General features: G+C 71.7%; 14 protein-coding genes and 1 pseudogene. 10 read left to right on the top strand and 5 right to left on the bottom strand.

Features of this window, described 5'->3' with window-relative positions; translation table 11 throughout:
* Window positions 1-38: 38 nt before the first annotated feature.
* Complete coding sequence (locus KMS84_RS19960) at window positions 39-950, bottom strand: DUF5134 domain-containing protein (protein WP_256917708.1); 912 nt, start codon at window positions 948-950, stop codon at window positions 39-41.
* Window positions 951-1,190: 240 nt separating this feature from the next.
* Between KMS84_RS19960 and KMS84_RS19955 the strand changes: the two genes are divergently transcribed.
* The 4 genes from KMS84_RS19955 to KMS84_RS19940 all read left to right on the top strand — a co-directional run bounded on the left by KMS84_RS19955 (window position 1,191) and on the right by KMS84_RS19940 (window position 7,348).
* Entirely contained in the window at window positions 1,191-1,604 is a 414-nt protein-coding gene (locus KMS84_RS19955; RefSeq protein WP_256917707.1) for a hypothetical protein, read from the top strand.
* Window positions 1,605-1,696: 92 nt separating this feature from the next.
* Window positions 1,697-3,322: a multicopper oxidase family protein gene (locus tag KMS84_RS19950; RefSeq protein WP_256917706.1), complete on the top strand. Its 1,626-nt coding sequence runs from the start codon at window positions 1,697-1,699 to the stop codon at window positions 3,320-3,322.
* 1,579 nt (window positions 3,323-4,901) lie between these two features.
* Window positions 4,902-6,056, top strand: coding sequence for a PLP-dependent cysteine synthase family protein (locus tag KMS84_RS19945; protein ID WP_256917705.1), 1,155 nt, complete (start codon window positions 4,902-4,904; stop codon window positions 6,054-6,056).
* Between the two features lie 50 nt (window positions 6,057-6,106).
* Window positions 6,107-7,348: an MFS transporter gene (locus tag KMS84_RS19940; RefSeq protein ID WP_285893746.1), complete on the top strand. Its 1,242-nt coding sequence runs from the start codon at window positions 6,107-6,109 to the stop codon at window positions 7,346-7,348.
* Between the two features lie 100 nt (window positions 7,349-7,448).
* On the opposite strand, the pseudogene KMS84_RS19935 reads toward KMS84_RS19940, so the two are convergent.
* From KMS84_RS19935 to KMS84_RS19920, 4 genes and pseudogenes are all read right to left on the bottom strand, one after another.
* A pseudogene (locus tag KMS84_RS19935) lies at window positions 7,449-7,589 on the bottom strand (four-helix bundle copper-binding protein); the annotation flags it as partial.
* A gap of 55 nt (window positions 7,590-7,644) precedes the next feature.
* The gene (locus KMS84_RS19930) at window positions 7,645-7,896 is read right to left on the bottom strand and encodes a DUF2933 domain-containing protein (protein WP_256917703.1); all 252 of its coding nucleotides are present in this window, start codon (window positions 7,894-7,896) and stop codon (window positions 7,645-7,647) included.
* 52 nt (window positions 7,897-7,948) lie between these two features.
* Window positions 7,949-8,212, bottom strand: a complete 264-nt coding sequence (locus KMS84_RS19925; protein WP_256917737.1) for an SHOCT domain-containing protein — start codon at window positions 8,210-8,212, stop codon at window positions 7,949-7,951.
* Window positions 8,213-8,399: 187 nt separating this feature from the next.
* Window positions 8,400-8,528: a hypothetical protein gene (locus tag KMS84_RS19920; protein WP_256917702.1), complete on the bottom strand. Its 129-nt coding sequence runs from the start codon at window positions 8,526-8,528 to the stop codon at window positions 8,400-8,402.
* A 138-nt stretch (window positions 8,529-8,666) separates the two neighbouring features.
* On the opposite strand from KMS84_RS19920, the gene KMS84_RS19915 reads away from it, so the two are divergent.
* The 6 genes from KMS84_RS19915 to KMS84_RS19890 all read left to right on the top strand — a co-directional run bounded on the left by KMS84_RS19915 (window position 8,667) and on the right by KMS84_RS19890 (window position 16,256).
* On the top strand, window positions 8,667-11,180 hold the full coding sequence (locus tag KMS84_RS19915) for a heavy metal translocating P-type ATPase (RefSeq protein WP_256917701.1): 2,514 nt from the start codon (window positions 8,667-8,669) through the stop codon (window positions 11,178-11,180).
* Between the two features lie 159 nt (window positions 11,181-11,339).
* Entirely contained in the window at window positions 11,340-12,368 is a 1,029-nt protein-coding gene (argC, locus tag KMS84_RS19910; RefSeq protein WP_256917700.1) for an N-acetyl-gamma-glutamyl-phosphate reductase, read from the top strand.
* Between the two features lie 85 nt (window positions 12,369-12,453).
* Window positions 12,454-13,605, top strand: a complete 1,152-nt coding sequence (gene argJ, locus KMS84_RS19905) for a bifunctional glutamate N-acetyltransferase/amino-acid acetyltransferase ArgJ (RefSeq protein ID WP_256917699.1) — start codon at window positions 12,454-12,456, stop codon at window positions 13,603-13,605.
* Entirely contained in the window at window positions 13,602-14,507 is a 906-nt protein-coding gene (argB, locus tag KMS84_RS19900) for an acetylglutamate kinase (protein ID WP_256917698.1), read from the top strand. The genes argJ and argB overlap by 4 nt, the downstream gene beginning before the upstream one ends.
* Complete coding sequence (locus tag KMS84_RS19895) at window positions 14,504-15,703, top strand: acetylornithine transaminase (RefSeq protein ID WP_256917697.1); 1,200 nt, start codon at window positions 14,504-14,506, stop codon at window positions 15,701-15,703. Before argB ends, KMS84_RS19895 begins: the two co-directional genes overlap by 4 nt.
* A 7-nt stretch (window positions 15,704-15,710) precedes the next feature.
* On the top strand, window positions 15,711-16,256 hold the full coding sequence (locus KMS84_RS19890) for an arginine repressor (RefSeq protein WP_256917696.1): 546 nt from the start codon (window positions 15,711-15,713) through the stop codon (window positions 16,254-16,256).
* The last annotated feature ends 299 nt before the right edge of the window (window positions 16,257-16,555 follow it).

The following is a 16,555-nucleotide window of genomic DNA, read 5'->3' as shown; positions in this document are numbered from 1 at the left end:
GCTATGTTCCTTAATGGATCTCGACGGCTCGCTGCTTCTCACACGGCCATCAGCAGCAGCATCGCCGACATGGTCCCGCCCATGCCGATGTGGGCGGCGAGGGCCGCCTCGGGGGTGGCGCCGAGCCTGCGGCGCCGACCGTGACGTCCCCGCTCCGCCGTGCGGGCCTTGTCCCACACCGAGATCGTCAGCGACGCCAGGAAGACGACGACCGTGTCCGGCATGCTCAGCAGCCAGCGGCCCCAGCCGCGCCGCCGACCGTTCGAGACGCTGTTCCTGTCGGTGCCGCGAACGCGCGCCCAGACGGACGCGGCGATCGACAGCAGGAAGTAGACGGCGAGCGCGGCGACAACGAAACGCCAGACAGAGGGCGACGATCCGGCGGCGTCGACGCCGGCGTGGGATGTCGTCGCGCCGGGCCCCTCCATCCCCGGCATGGCCATGCCTCCCGTGTGGTCCATGCCCCCGGTGTGGTCCATGCCCTCCATGCCCGTGTGCTGGGCGTCCGTCATATCGTCCATGCCTGCCATGCCGGCCATGCCTGCCATCCCTGGCATGCCGGCCATGTGGCGCCCGCCGCCCAGTGCGAGCACCGGCCCCGACGGCGTGCTCGTCATGGCCAGCGTCATGATCACCATGCCGAAGCTGCCCACGACGAGATGCACCCAGTGGCGGCCCTGCTTCCAGCCGCCCTCGCGCGTCTGCCTGACCGCAAGCGTGATGCCGCCGAGACCGAGAAGCCCGAAGGCCGCCGCCCACCACATGCCGAACCCGGCGTACCAGGCGGCCGTCGCGGGCAGGGTCATGACGGCCATGCACGCACCCATCAGCAGGTCCCCGCCGGCCGCGAAACGGGCTTCGCCGTCGGTGGTCAGCATCCGGACCGCGCTGACGGCGCCCACCAGGGCGGCGACGGTCGCCATGGTCCAGCTCAGTGTCAGATTTCCCATCTTCGACCTTCCGTCATCTGCTATTCCTCTTAGCACTTAGTACGGGACGCAGTGGAAACGTGCTCAGTGTCAGAGGCGTGACTCGGCGCCCCGGCGGCCGCTTCCCGCCTTTACCCCCACGGGGTATAGAGTCGGACTGCTCAAGACGCCGGGTGACGGGAGACGGACCAGGTGGAGGAACGCGCGGGGCGATGCCGCAGACCGGCACCCGCCCGAAACGCAGGCCGCTCGGCACTCGGCGTGCTGGTGGCCCTCTGCGCCGCGCTCGCCGTCCTCGTCCACCATGACTCGACCGCGGTGACCGGCCCCCGGGCCATGGCGCCCATGCCCATGGCTGGGATGGTGACGGCGGCGATGGCCGACCACGAAGGCCACCCCGTCACCTCCTCGCCGGATGCGATCCGCTTCCGTCCGGACGCGCGGCCGGCAGCGACGGCCACCCCGGCCCTGCACGCGGACAACGCCCTGTCCTGCTCGGACGGCGTCCAGCACTGCGGGGCCGCGGGCGTCGAGACAGTCGAACTCTCCCCGCCGAGGGAGGCGTTCTCCGCGAGCGCCGCGATGCGGCTGCTGCCCTCCCGCGATCCCGCGACCACCCGGTCCGCCGAACGGGCCCCGCCCGAGCTCTCCGTCCTTTCTCAGCTGCGCATATAGGCCGCGACTCCCGGCGCGTCCGGGAACCGTCCGCAGCCATGGCGTCCCGCCCTTACGCGACGCCGCGCACTCAGAGAAGAGGACTCCCTACGGTGAACAGCATCAATCGTCGCTCCCTCCTGCTCGCAGGTCTCGGCGCCGCGGGCGCCGGCGCGCTCGCCGCCTGCGACAGCGCCTCGTCGGACCCGGCCGCTCTGGTCAGCCCTTCCGGTTCGGCTGTCACCGGCGCAGAGAAGAAGCGCCGTGGCACCGGCGCCGAGCGCAAGGTCACCCTGACCGCGGCGCCTGTCACGCTCGACCTGGGCGGTGTCAAAGCCAAGACCTGGGCCTACGACGGACAGGCCCCCGGCAAGGAGATCCGCATCTTTGCCGGGGACACCCTCGTCGCCGAACTCTCCAACCAGCTCCCGGACAAGACCGCCACGTCGGTCCACTGGCACGGCCTGGCCCTGCGCGACGACATGGACGGCGTACCGATGGTCACCCAGCGGGACGTGCGCGCCGGCGGTACCTTCACCTACCGCTTCGTCGCGGCGGACCCCGGCACGTACTGGTTCCACCCGCATTCCGGCGTCCAGCTCGACCGCGGCCTGTACGCACCGCTGATCGTCGAGGACCCCAAGGAGCCGCTCTCCTACGACGACGAATGGGTCATCGTCCTCGACGACTGGCTCGACGGCGTCACCGGCACCCCGGACGAGGCCCTCGCCGAACTCCGCCAGGGCATGGGCGGAATGGGCATGGGCAGCCACAGCTCGTCCAGTTCCGGCGGCATGTCCGGCCACGACATGTCCGGGCATGACATGGGCGACATGAACATGGATGGGATGAGCGCCTCGCCCTCCGCGTCCTCCTCCGGAGAGGGCGACGGCATGTCGATGGGGTTCATGCTCATGGGCGCCACCAGCGACCTCCTCGGCGGCGACGCGGGCGACGTGAAGTACCCCTACCACCTCATCAACGGCAGGGTTCCGGCCGACCCGGACCTGTACACCGGCAAGCCGGGCCGGCGCGTGCGGCTGCGTTTCATCAACGCCGGGGGCGACACCGCGTACCGGGTGGCGCTCGGCGGACACACGATGACCGTCACCCACACCGACGGCTACCCCGTCGAACACCGGCAGGCCGACGCCCTGCTCATCGGCATGGGGGAACGCTACGACGTCCTCGTCACCCTCGGCGACGGCGTCTTCCCGCTCGTCGCACTCGCCGAGGGCAAGAACACGACCGCCCTGGCCCTGGTGCGCACCGGCTCCGGCAGCACACCGTCCGCCTCCGTCCGCCCGAGGGAACTGGACGGCTCGGTCCTCACCGCGTCCTCTCTGAAGGCGGCCGACGAGGTGCGTCTTTCCGCCAAGAAGGCAGACGTCGTTCACCGGGTCGAGCTGACCGGCGGCATGGACACGTACAACTGGGCCATCAACGGCAAGAGGTTCGACATGGAGAACCCGGACGCCGACCCGTTCCTCGTCGAGGCGGGGCAGCGGGTCCGGCTGGACTTCGTCAACACCACCGGGATGTGGCACCCGATGCACCTGCACGGCCACACGTTCCAGCTCGGGGATGGCGGCGCCCGCAAGGACACGACGATCGTGCTGCCGAAGAAGACGGTGTCCGTCGTGTTCGACGCCGACAACCCCGGGCAGTGGATGCTGCACTGCCACAACGTCTACCACGGCGAGGTGGGGATGATGGCCCTCGTCGCCTACCGGGCCTGACCGTGCCCGTGTGAGGCGAGCGCGGCCCCGGCCACGAGGCCGGGGCCGCGCTCGTGCTCGGGCTCGTGCTCGTGAGATCCGTGGCCGGGCAACGGCCGTGCGCACGGTCACGCGCGCGGCGAACGAGGAGCGGACCTGGGCGGGATGGTGGCGGGCGCAACGGTTGCCGACTGTCGGCAGGGCGGCCGAGAGGGCGCGGCAGGTCGTCCGATCCGCCCACGTGGGACGACACGGCGAGAGCCCACTGTGGCGTCGCCGAAGCAAACAGGCCATTCGCATGGCTCGTTGGCTCGACGTTCCGGGGCAGGCGGTGGATCAACGTCGTCGAGCCGCTAGTATCACGGCATGATCACGGCTTGGTCGCCCCGGTGCACAACGCGGTCCCGTGTGTCTGCCGGGCTGCCACGCGTACTGGCCCTCGCCGTAGTGCTCTTCAGTGTCTTCTTCGCTCACGGGGTGCACGTCGAGGGCGTCAGGGGACACCTGTCGACCAGCGCCGCGGCCGCCCTGACGGACCGGGCCGATACGGGCCGCGGCGCCCAGGGTGACATAGCCCGCCTCGCTGTCGTGGCGACAGACGGCGACGATGAGGGGCATGGTTCGACGCACCCTGCCGAGCATTGCGCTTCCGGACAGCTTCAGCAGGGGACAACGGTGGCGTCTCCCTGCTTTGCCGTGTCGGTTCGCGAACCGTTCACTGCCATCCGTTCCACTGTGAAGCCGGGTCCTTCCGGTGCCGAACTCCACGGGGCGTCGGCGCAGGCCATGAGAGCGTCCGTGGTACAGCAGGTCTAGGCACCGCAGAGTCCTCCCACCCGGTCGCTCCGTCACCGCACCCGTCCGCGCAGGAGGGGCAGCAGGGGTGGCTCGACCGGTGTCCCGCCCGACGAGACCAGCCCGTTCGCCCGAGGTCACTCGCCTTCCGGCCAGGTTCGTCGACGCGTCCTTCCCCTCTCACCGCCCATGCCCGCCGCTTCCCTCCCTCTGTGTGGAGGGCGGCGGACGCACGGAGGACCTGTGCCGCCCCATACCCGAACGCTCCCGCACGCCCGAAGTGCTCCAAGCGGCTTATTGGGGCCGCGCCGAATCGGCGCCCTGATCCGGGGCGCCCTGCTGCTGGTGATCTTCCTGTGCGCCGTAGGGCACGGCGGGACCGCCGAGGAACACCACAGGCTGACGCCCGAGGCCGTTGCGGCTCCGGCGGTGACGTCGGGCGGGGCGCAGCCGCACGCGCCGCACGGCGCGCACGAGTGCACGTCGGATGCGGTCGTCCGTTCAACGGCCCCCGCGCTGGAGCGGCCGGTCGCCGACGCGGATGCTCCGGCAGCGGTGGTCGCCGGGGCTGCCGCCCTGGGATGTCCGCTCGTCCTTGACGGAGCGCGCATACGGCGACGACCACGCAGCGGCCGGGCGGCGCTTGCTCGTACGTCCCGGTGGCGTATCTAGATCCCTCTCCCCGCAGTCGGCACGGCCGGCTGCCGCGCCCTGACGGCACCGACCGCGGACCGAGGTCCGGGCCGGTCGCCGTGGCGCGTGATGAATCACCCCCCACCGTGCATTCATCGAACGAGAGCGAAGCATGCAGTCACTCACCTCACTGACGAAGAACCCCCTCCCCTCCGGCCGGTCCGCACTGTCGGCACTGGTCGGGAACACGCCGCTGCTGCGCGTGGCGCAGCCGCTGGCCTCGGCGGGGCGCGGATTCTGGGCCAAGCTGGAGGGCTTCAACCCCGGCGGCATCAAGGACCGTCCCGGGCTCCACATGGTCGAGCGGGCCCGCGCCCGTGGCGACCTGCGGCCCGGCGGACGGATCATCGAGTCCACCAGCGGCACCCTGGGCCTTGGCCTCGCACTGGCCGGCATGGTCTACGGACACCCGGTCACCCTGGTCACCGACCCGGGGCTGGAGTTGTCCATGACCCGGTTGCTGACCGCGTACGGCGCCCAGGTCAACGTCGTCTCCGAGCCCCACCCCACGGGCGGCTGGCAGCAGGCCCGCCGCGAGCGCGTGCAACGATTGACGGAGCAGAACCCCGGCTCCTGGTGCCCGGACCAGTACAACAACCCGGACAACGTCGCCGCCTACACCCCGCTGGCCCTGGAACTCGCCTCCGAAATGGGCCACATCGACGTGCTGGTGTGCAGCGTCGGCACTGGCGGCCACTCCGCGGGCGTCTCCCGCGTCCTGCGGCAGCTCTACCCGGAGCTGACGGTCGTCGGCGTGGACACGATCGGCTCGACGATCTTCGGCCAGCCCGCGCGGACCCGTCTGATGCGGGGCCTGGGCTCCAGCATCTACCCGCGCAACGTCGCCTACGAGAACTTCTCCGAGGTGCACTGGGTGGCCCCGCACGAGGCGGTGTCGACGTGCCGCCAGCTCGCCGCCTCCCACTACGCCACCGGCGGCTGGAGCGTGGGCGCGGTCGCCCTGGTGGCGGGCTGGTTCGCGCGCACGATGCCCGCGGACGCCCGCATCGCGGCGATCTTCCCCGATGGCCCCCAGCGCTACCTGGGCACCGTGTACGACGACGACTACTGCGCCGCGCACGGTCTGCTGGACACGCCTCCCGCCGCCGAGCCGGACGTGATCGGCCGCCTGGACGAGAAGGAAGTCACGCGCTGGACCCGGTGCACCGCAGTGGCCGACCCCCTCACCCTTCAGACCACGCGGCAGGAAGCCGCCCCGGAAGACGACACGACGACCGCCTCCGACTCACCGGAGGCGGACCGGTGAAGGAGCTGTTCACACAGGTCCGCTCCTACGAGCGCAGCGTCCAGTTGCTGATGGCCAATCAGTTCACCATCAACCTCGGCTTCTACATGCTGATGCCCTATCTGGCGGCCCACCTCTCCGGCACCCTCGGGCTGGCCGGCTGGGTCGTCGGACTCGTCCTCGGCGTACGCAACTTCAGCCAGCAGGGCATGTTCCTGGTCGGCGGAACGCTCGCCGACCGGCTCGGCTACAAGCCCATGATCGTGGCCGGGTGCCTCCTGCGCACCGTCGGCTTCGCCACGCTCGGGCTGGTGGACTCGCTGACCGCGCTGCTCGCCGCCTCGGCGGCAACAGGACTGGCCGGGGCGCTGTTCAACCCGGCGGTACGGGCCTACCTCGCCGCGGACGCGGGGGAGCGTCGGGTCGAGGCGTTCGCTCTGTTCAACGTCTTCTACCAGGCCGGGATCCTGCTCGGCCCCTTGGCGGGCATGGTGCTCACCGGCGTGGACTTCCGCGTCACCTGCCTGGTGGCAGCCGGAATCTTCGCCCTGCTCAGCATCGTCCAGATCCGCGCACTGCCGGCCCGGCGCAAGGACGCGGGCCAGGAGCGGGGCGCAACGAGCGGGAGCGTACTCGCCCAGTGGCGCGGCATCCTCGCCAACCGGCCGTTCCTGCTCTTCTCCGCAGCCATGATCGGCTCCTACGTCCTCACCTTCCAGGTCTACCTGTCCCTGCCGCTGGAAGTGCGACGGCTGGGCGGCGACGGACAGTTCGGGACCGCTGCCGTGGCGGTGCTCTTCGCGGTGTCCGGGCTGAGCACCATCCTCGGCCAGACGAGGGTGACCGCCTGGTGCACGGCCCGCTACGAGCCCGGCCAGGCACTGGTGAGGGGGCTTGCGGCGATGGGCCTGGCGTTCGTGCCCCTGCTGCTCGCCACCGCCGTGCCGGCGCCCGACTCCGGCGCGGGGCGGTGGCTGCTCGCAGCGCTGCCGCCGACGCTCACCGCGCTCCTCCTGGCCGTGGGCACGATGATCGCCTATCCCTTCGAGATGGACACCATCGTCCGACTCTCCGGGGACCGGCTCGTCGCCACCCACTACGGGCTCTACAACACCATCTGCGGCATCGGCATCACTCTCGGGAACCTGCTCACCGGCGCCGCGCTCGACGCGGCCCGCTCTGCCGGGATGCCGGCGCTGCCGTGGATCTCGCTGACCGTCCTCGGCCTCGCCTGCGCGGCCGCGCTGTACGGCCTGCACGCCACGGGCCGTCTGAGGGCTCCTGCCTCCGAGCCGCGGCCCACCATGGTCTGATACGGGGCCCGTAGACGCCGGGGCGGGCAACCTGTGTTGCCCGCCCCGGCCGGGCTCTTCCCCGATGCCCACCTCCCTCGCTGCGCGGCCGGGTGTGCGGAACATTCGTCGGCGCAGGCTTGGTGAGTTCGCCGACCACGCCCTCGGACAGGCAGACGTCCGCGCATGCCGTACACGCCCGGGCGCAGGCGATGCACTCCTCGATACGGCGGGTGAGCTTGCCGCGGTCGACCCGGCCCAGGTCGGCCGGCGATCACAGCAGCCGCGGCGCTCACCCCCTGCCCGGCCCGGGGCAGTCAGGGCCGCCCCGGGCCCGCATGGTGGTCGTGCTTGCGCAGCGGGTCGTCGTCCCGGTCGTCGCGCTGGTCGTGGCCGCCGTGCATCCCCTGGCCGCGCATGCCGCGCATCATGAAGAACATCATCAGCGGGCAGGCCGCCACGAGGGCGAGCCAGACCAGGCTCCCCAGGGACGCGCCGACGATCAGGGCTCCGACCACGACGATCGCGGCGACGAGTGCGTACATGCCGTAGGTGCGCTTGTCGTTCATGACGGCCTCCTTCAGCGGAGGGCAAGGGCCGCTGCCCGTGCGGTCGGCTGTTTCAGGATGTGGTGAGAGGGCCGGCGTGCAGTGCCTCCAGACGGCGCCGGTACTCCTCTTCGTCGATCTCCCCGCGGGCGAACCGCTCACCGAGGATCTGCTGCGGTGTGGGTACGGCGGGAGCGTGGGTGTGTTCGTGGGGCCGGTTGACGGCGCGGAAGACCAGCACCAGGGCTGTGATGACCAGCGCCCAGAACAGGATCATGCCGACCGACATGCCGAACCAGCCCCACCCGCTGACATCGTGGGAGTACCAGAACATCATCGCCACCTCACCTGCTTCGGCTCTGTTCGAAACCGTGTCGGGGCTGTGGGAGCCCGTCGGATGAGGCGGGCCTGCTGCCCTCGACTGCATCGTCTCTCGGCCTGACGCTCCGGTCTGGGGCCGGACGGTCCAGGACCTGTGAGCCGTACAGCCCCTACCCGGCAGGGGGTACTCCGGCGCACCCAGATCAGTGCCGCCACCCGCGCCCTGCGAGGAAGTCGCTCTCGGTCTCCTCGACGACCACGTCCGCAGCCGTGTCACCGACGCCGCCAGCGCCGATGCGGCGCAGGCCGAGGAGAAGTGGCGAGGTACTCACCGGCGCGCTTCGCCGCACCCTGCGGCCATGAGCAGCACTCCCAGCGGTCCTGCCCGCGGGGCGCTGTCTCGACGGGGGTACGCGGACCGGGTGGCGCCGAAGGTCCACGCCTGCTCGCGGTGAAAAGGAGGCGTCCTCGTGCAGCACCATGCGGAAGACCGGAAGGAACACGCTCGCAAGGAGCGTGCCACTGCTGTTCTCGAGCTGGGCGGCCCCTGGTGGGCCTCGCAGCAGAACGTGGCCGCCGCCGTCCTCGGACGACGGCCGGGTGTACTCGACGTCGAGGTGAACCCGGTCTCCGAGACGGCGACGGTCGTCTTCGACCCCGTGGCGACCTCGCTGGCCGAGCTACGCGACTGGGTGGTGGAGTGCGGCTACCACTGCGCGGGCCAGTCCGTCCCGGCGCACCTGTGCGACCCCATGGCCGAGCCGGACCCGCCCGCGCAGGCAGACCGAACCAGGCCCGCGGAGCACGGCGGGGACGCGGCGGTTGCCGAACCCCCGGCCGATGTCCGGCATGCTCCCGAGCCGATGCCGTCACCGCACGAGGCGATGGGCCACGGCGGGCACGCCGGCATGTCGATGGCGGCCATGGTGGCCGACATGCGCAACCGGTTCCTGGTCGCCGTCCTGTTCTCCGTCCCGATCGTCATCTGGTCCCCGATCGGCGAGGACCTCCTGGGCGTGGAGGCGCCGGTGCCCTTCGGTCTGCGGCAGGACGTGTGGGCGCTCCTGCTGAGCCTCCCCGTGATCTTCTACGCGTGCACGATCTTCTTCGACGGGGCGCTGCGTGCCCTGCGGGCTCGGACCCTGGACATGATGGTGCTCGTCGCGGTCGCCATCGGAGCCGGCTGGACGTACTCCCTCATCGTCACCCTCACCGGGGGCGGCGATGTCTTCTACGAGGCGGCCACCGTGCTGGCCTCCTTCGTGCTGCTCGGCCACTGGTTCGAGATGCGTGCCCGCGGCGGCGCCAACGACGCCATCCGCACCCTGCTGGACCTGGCCCCGCCCAAGGCGCTGGTCCTGAGGGACGGCGAACCCGTCGAGGTGCCCACCGCGGAAGTGACGGTGGGGGATCTGCTGCTCGTCCGGCCCGGCGCCAAGATCGCCGTCGACGGTACCGTGGAGGACGGTGAGAGCGACGTCGACGAGTCGATGGTCACCGGCGAGAGCATGCCCGTCCACAAGATGCCCGGATCGCCCGTCGTGGGCGCCACCATCAACACCAACGGCACCCTGCGGGTACGCGCCACCAGGATCGGCACCGACACCGCACTGGCCCAGATCGTCAAACTCGTCCAGCAGGCCCAGAACTCCAAGGCCCCCGGCCAGCGGCTCGCCGACCGCGCCGCCTTCTGGCTCGTCCTGGTCGCCCTCCTCGGCGGCGCCGCCACCTTGGTCGTATGGCTGCTGGCCACGGATCGGCCGGCGGCGACCGCCGTGCTGTTCGCCATCACCGTCGTGGTCATCACCTGCCCCGACGCACTGGGCCTGGCCACCCCCACAGCGATCATGGTGGGCACCGGCCTCGGCGCCAAGCGGGGCGTGCTGTTCAAGAACGCCGCCGGCCTGGAGGAATCCGCCCGCATCCAGGTCGTCGTCATGGACAAGACCGGCACCCTCACCAAGGGCGAGCCCGAGGTCACTGACGTGATCACCGCCGAAGGCGCCACGGAAGGCGGCCTGCTGCGCCTTGTGGCGGCCGTCGAGCGGGAGTCCGAGCACCCTCTGGCCGCGGCGGTCGTCCGCTACGCCGATGCCCACGGTGTCGAAGCCCTGCGCGCCAGGCGTTTCAAGAACGTCCCCGGTCAGGGCGCCCTCGCCGACGTCGACGGCCACCGGGTGATCGTCGGCGACCGCCGCCTGGCCGAGCGCGAGGGCATCGACCTGGGCGGCGAACTCGGCGAACGCCGGGAAGAACTCGCCGCCACCGGGCGCACCGCCGTCGTCGTCGCCATCGACGGCCGGCCCGCCGGGATCATGGGAATCGCCGACGCCCCCCGCCCCACCTCCGCTCAGGCCGTGGCAGACCTCCACACCCTCGGTGTCGAAGTCGTCATGCTCACCGGCGACAACCGCGCCACCGCCGAACGCGTCGCCCGCCACCTGGGCATCGACACCGTCATCGCGGAAGTGCTCCCGGGCGACAAGGCCGCCAAGATCGCCGACCTCCAGCGCGGCGGCCGCAGGGTCGCCATGGTCGGCGACGGCGTCAACGACGCCCCCGCCCTCGCGCAGGCCGACCTCGGCGTTGCCATCGGCGCCGGCACCGACGTCGCCATCGAAACCGCCGACCTGGTCCTGATGCGCTCCGACCCGCTCGACATCCCCACCGCCCTGCGCATCGGACGGGGCACCCTGCGCAAGATGCGCCAGAACCTTGCCTGGGCCATCGGCTACAACGCCCTGGCCCTGCCCATCGCCGCCGGCGTCTTCGAACCCGCCACCGGGCTGGTGCTCCGCCCCGAGATCGCTGCCTTGACCATGTCCGGCTCCAGCATCATCGTCGCGGCCAACGCCCTGGCACTCACACGCCTGCACATGCCCGCCGCGGAACAGGCAGTGCCGGACCCCGCACCACCCACTTCCGCCTCACTCTCCACCGGCGATCAGGACGGCACCGGCACGCCGACAGGCCGTGCCGCCTGACGTGGCCCGAGTCCGAACCGCGACGAGAGCGCCTTCGGCGCCTCCAGGCTCAACGCGATCGAGAGCATCAGCGCGCACGGGGCCGGCGGCGGACCAGCCCTCCTGGATTGCATAAACGTGCATCGAAACGTATAGTCATGCCATCCAGGAGGAGGAGTCATGGTGGTACGTGCGGCGGTGGCCGGAGCGAGCGGGTATGCGGGCGGAGAGCTGCTGCGTCTGCTCCTCGCGCACCCCGGGATCGAGATCGGCGCCCTGACCGGCCATTCCCACGCCGGTCAGAGGCTGGGCGGCCTCCAGCCGCACCTGCTGCCGCTGGCCGACCGCGTGCTCCAGGAGACCACGGCCGAGGTGCTCGCCGGACACGACGTCGTCTTCCTCGCGCTCCCGCACGGCCAGTCCGCCGCCGTGGCCGAGCGGCTCGGCCCGGACGTCCTCGTCGTGGACATGGGCGCCGACTTCCGGCTGAAGGACCCGGCCGACTGGGAGCGGTTCTACGGCAGCGCGCACGCCGGGACCTGGCCGTACGGTCTTCCCGAACTGCCGGGCGGCCGCGCCGCGCTGGAGGGGTCCAAGCGCATCGCGGTCCCCGGTTGCTACCCCACGGCCGTCTCGCTGGCCCTGTTCCCCGCGTACGCCGCCGCCCTCGCCGAGAACGAGGCGGTGATCGTGGCCGCCTCCGGAACCTCCGGCGCGGGCAAGGCGGCCAGGACGCATCTGCTGGGCTCCGAGGTCATGGGCTCCATGTCGCCCTACGGCGTGGGCGGCGGCCACCGGCACACCCCCGAGATGATCCAGAACCTCAGCGCGGCGGCCGGCGAGCCGGTGACCGTGTCCTTCACCCCGACCCTCGCGCCGATGTCCCGCGGCATCCTCGCCACCTGCAACGTGAAGGCCCGGCCCGGCGTCGGCGCGGACGCCGTGCGCGCCGCCTACGCCAAGGCCTTCGCCGACGAGCCGTTCGTCCACCTCCTCCCCGAGGGGCAGTGGCCCGCCACGGCGTCCGTCTACGGTTCCAACGCCGTTCAGGTGCAGGTCGCGTACGACGAGGCCGCGGGCCGCATCATCGCCGTCAGCGCCATCGACAACCTGACCAAGGGCACCGCGGGCGGCGCCGTGCAGAGCATGAACATCGCCCTCGGGCTCGACGAGACCACCGGGCTGTCCACGATCGGAGTCGCGCCGTGAGCGAGGCGCGCGCGGCCACCGGGCCGCGGACGACGACGGCCGCACCACCGCGCCGCGCGGGCGCAGAAGCGAACGAGGAGATGCAGTGAGCGTCACGGCAGCCAAGGGATTCACGGCGGCGGGCATCGCCGCCGGGATCAAGGAGAACGGCAACCCGGACCTGGCCCTCGTGGTCAACACCGGGCCCCGCCGAGCGGCCGCGGGCGTCTTCACCTCCAACCGCGTCAAGGCCGCACCCGTCCTGTGGTCCGAGCAGGTGCTCAAGGGCGGCCAGGTGACCGCGGTGGTCCTCAACTCGGGCGGCGCCAACGCCTGCACCGGGCCGAAGGGCTTCCAGGACACCCACGCGACCGCCGAGAAGGCCGCCGAGGTGCTCGGGCACAACGCGGCCGAGGTCGCCGTCGCCTCGACCGGCCTCATCGGCGTCCTGCTGCCGATGGACAAGCTGCTGCCGGGCGTCGAGAGCGCCGCCGCGCAGCTGTCCGAGCACGGCGGCGAGAAGGCCGCCATCGCGATCAAGACCACCGACACCGTCCACAAGACGTCCGTGGCCCAGGGCGACGGCTGGACCGTCGGCGGCATGGCCAAGGGCGCGGGCATGCTCGCCCCCGGCCTCGCCACCATGCTCGTCGTCCTCACCACCGACGCCGACGTCGACGCCGAGACCCTGGACCGGGCGCTGCGCGCCGCCACCGCGGTCACCTTCGACCGGGTCGACTCCGACGGCTGCATGTCCACCAACGACACCGTGCTGCTGCTCGCCTCCGGCGCCTCCGGGGTCACCCCGGCGTACGAGGAGTTCGCCGCCGCCGTGCGCGCCGTCTGCGACGACCTCGGCCAGCAGCTCATCCGCGACGCCGAGGGCGCCAGCAAGGACATCAGGGTCGAGGTGGTGGGCGCGGCGAGCGAGGACGACGCCGTCGAGGTGGGCCGCTCCATCGCCCGCAACAACCTCCTCAAGTGCGCCATCCACGGCGAGGACCCCAACTGGGGCCGCGTGCTCTCCGCGATCGGCACGACGAAGGCCGCGTTCGAGCCGGACCGGCTCAACGTCGCCATCAACGGCGTCTGGGTGTGCAAGAACGGCGGCGTCGGCGAGGACCGCGACACGGTCGACATGCGCTACCGCGAGGTGCACATCGTCGCCGACCTCGCCGCCGGCTCCGAGACGGCCACGATCTGGACCAACGACCTGACCGCCGACTACGTCCACGAGAACAGCGCCTACTCCTCATGAGCAACGTGACCCGCAAACACACCGCGCTTCCCAAGGCGCAGATCCTCATCGAGGCGCTGCCCTGGCTGGTCCGCCACAACGGCAGAACCGTCGTCATCAAGTTCGGCGGCAACGCCATGATCGACGACGACCTCAAGGCCGCCTTCGCGCAGGACGTCGTCTTCCTGCACCACGCCGGCCTCAAGCCGGTCGTCGTGCACGGCGGCGGCCCGCAGATCAGCGCCGCCCTCGACCGGCACGGCATCGTCAGCGAGTTCAAGGCCGGCCTGCGCGTCACCACCGAGGACGCCATGGACGTCGTACGGATGGTGCTCGCCGGGCAGGTCCAGCGCGAGCTGGTCGGCCTGCTCAACCAGCACGGGCCGCTCGCCGTCGGACTGACCGGCGAGGACGCCCACACCATCACCGCCACCAAGCACCGGCCCGAGATCGACGGGGAGCAGGTCGACATCGGTCGGGTCGGCGAGATCACCGCCATCGACACGGGCGCCATCGAGGCCCTGCTCGCCGACGGCCGCATCCCGGTCGTCTCCTCGATCGCCCGCTCACAGGACGACGGACATGTCTACAACGTCAATGCTGATACGGCGGCTGCGGCACTCGCTGCTGCTCTGGGCGCCGAGACCCTCATGGTCCTCACGGACGTCGAGGGCCTCTACGAGGACTGGCCGAACAGCGACGAGGTGATCAGCCGCCTCACGGCCGCGCAGCTCGAGAAACTGCTGCCGGACCTGAGCGCCGGCATGGTCCCGAAGATGGAGGGCTGCCTGCACGCCGTGCGCAACGGCGTGAACACCGCCCGGGTCATCGACGGGCGGGTCCAGCACTCGATCCTGCTGGAGATCTTCACCGACGAAGGCATCGGCACGATGGTCGTGCCCGACGGACAGGGGGAGCCGTGAGCGACGCCAACCAGGAGCTGACCGCGCGGTGGCAGGGCGCGTTCATGAACAACTACGGCACCCCGCTGCTGCCCCTGGTGCGCGGCGCGGGCAGCCGGGTCTGGGACGCGGACGGCACGGAGTACGTCGACTTCGTCGGCGGCATCGCGGTCAACGCGCTCGGCCACGCCCACCCGGCCGTCGTGGACGCGGTGAGCCGCCAGATCGCGTCGCTCGGCCACATCTCCAACTTCTTCATGGCCGAGCCCACCGTCGCCCTCGCCGAACGGCTGCTGCGGCTCTTCGGCCGCGACGGCAGGGTCTTCTTCTGCAACTCCGGCGCCGAGGCCAACGAGGCCGCCTTCAAGATCGGCCGGCTGACCGGCCGCACGCACGTGGTCGCCACCGAGGGCGCCTTCCACGGCCGGACCATGGGCGCCCTCGCCCTCACCGGCCAGCAGGGCAAGCGCGAGCCGTTCCTGCCGCTGCCGGGCGACGTCACGCACGTGCCGTTCGGCGACGCCCAGGCCCTGGCGGCGGCCGTCACCGAGGACACCGCGCTCGTCGTCCTGGAGCCCGTCCAGGGCGAGCTGGGCGTCGTCGTCCCGCCCGCGGGCTACCTCAAGGCGGCCCGCGCGATCACCGCCGCGACCGGCGCGCTGCTCGTCCTGGACGAGGTGCAGACCGGTGTCGGACGGACCGGCACCTGGTTCGAGTACCAGGCGCACGAAGGCGTCCTGCCGGACGTCGTGACGCTCGCGAAGGGCCTCGGCGGCGGACTGCCCCTGGGCGCGACCGTCGCCTTCGGCCGGGCAGCGGAGCTGTTGCGGCCCGGCCAGCACGGGACGACGTTCGGCGGCAACCCCGTCGCCTGCGCCGCCGGGCTCGCCGTCCTCGACACGATCGAGAACGAGGGGTTGCTGGAGAACGTCAAGCGGCAGAGCGAGAGGTTGCGGGACGGAATCACCGGGGCCGGCCATCCGTTGATCGATTATGTCCGGGGCGCGGGGCTCCTCCTGGGTATCGTGCTCACCGAGCCCCTCGCGCCCCAGGTGCGCCAGGCGGCTCAGGAGGCCGGGTTCCTGGTGAACGCGCCCGCCCCCGACGTCGTCCGGCTGATGCCGCCGCTGAACCTCGGCGACGACGAGGTGGAGGCGTTCCTCCGGGCGCTGCCCGGCATCCTCGACGCAGCGAACGGGGACGGATCCGGGGAATGAGACGACGATGAGCCAGGCGCCAGACCATGACCAGGGCGGTGCGGGCGGGGCCGCCGTGCCGCAGACCCGCACCGCGCGTCACCGCCGGATCGTGGACATCCTCAACCGGCAGCCGGTGCGCTCGCAGAGCCAGCTGGCGAAGCTGCTGGCAGACGACGGGCTGAGCGTCACCCAGGCGACGCTGTCGCGGGACCTGGACGAGCTGAACGCCGTCAAGATCCGCAACAACGACGGCGACCTCATCTATGCCGTGCCCAGCGAGGGGGGTTTCCGGACCCCGCGGGCGCCGCTCGGGGAGTCGGCGAAGGAGGAGCGGATGCGGCGGCTGTCGCAGGAGCTGCTGATCTCCGCCGAGGCGTCCGCCAACCTCGTGGTCCTGCGGACCCCTCCGGGGGCCGCCCAGTTCCTCGCCTCGGCGATCGACCAGGCCGAGCTGCACGACATCCTCGGCACCATCGCGGGCGACGACACGCTGCTGCTGATCAGCCGGGAGCCCACGGGCGGCCAGGCGCTGGCGGACCACCTGCTGAGGCTGGCCCAGAACGGACACTAGTGCCGTGCGGCGCTGTGGCGGGGGCGGTGCGGGGTCCACTGTGCGGCGCCCTCGCGTGGCTGCGCCCCCTGCACGGCCGCGCCCTCGGCGGGGTCCTGTGTGCCGGGCGTCGTGTGCCGGGTGCGGGTCGGTGGGGGCTGGTCGCGCAGTTCCCCGCGCCCCTTGGGTGGGTGAGCTCGGCCCGGGTGTCGGGTGGGCGCGGTTCCTCGCGCGCCGGGGGTGAGTCGCGTCGGCCCGGGTGTCGGGTGGGCGCGGTTTCTCGCGGCCCTGGGTGGGTGGCGTCGGGGGCGGTGTCCGGG

Source organism: Streptomyces hilarionis, from assembly GCF_024539675.1.
Lineage (GTDB): Bacteria > Actinomycetota > Actinomycetes > Streptomycetales > Streptomycetaceae > Streptomyces > Streptomyces hilarionis.
Note: the sequence above shows the minus strand (reverse complement) of the source record. Positions and strands in the feature narration are given on the sequence as shown.

What these genes read in the sequence shown, in the direction of transcription:
- KMS84_RS19960 (WP_256917708.1), bottom strand. Translation starts at nt 950, where the DNA reads ATGGGAAATCTGACACTGAGCTGGACCATGGCGACCGTCGCCGCCCTG.
- KMS84_RS19945 (WP_256917705.1), top strand. Translation starts at nt 4,902, where the DNA reads ATGCAGTCACTCACCTCACTGACGAAGAACCCCCTCCCCTCCGGCCGG.
- KMS84_RS19940 (WP_285893746.1), top strand. Translation starts at nt 6,107, where the DNA reads ATGGCCAATCAGTTCACCATCAACCTCGGCTTCTACATGCTGATGCCC.
- KMS84_RS19930 (WP_256917703.1), bottom strand. Translation starts at nt 7,896, where the DNA reads ATGAACGACAAGCGCACCTACGGCATGTACGCACTCGTCGCCGCGATC.
- KMS84_RS19925 (WP_256917737.1), bottom strand. Translation starts at nt 8,212, where the DNA reads ATGATGTTCTGGTACTCCCACGATGTCAGCGGGTGGGGCTGGTTCGGC.
- argC (WP_256917700.1), top strand. Translation starts at nt 11,340, where the DNA reads ATGGTGGTACGTGCGGCGGTGGCCGGAGCGAGCGGGTATGCGGGCGGA.
- argB (WP_256917698.1), top strand. Translation starts at nt 13,602, where the DNA reads ATGAGCAACGTGACCCGCAAACACACCGCGCTTCCCAAGGCGCAGATC.
- KMS84_RS19890 (WP_256917696.1), top strand. Translation starts at nt 15,711, where the DNA reads ATGAGCCAGGCGCCAGACCATGACCAGGGCGGTGCGGGCGGGGCCGCC.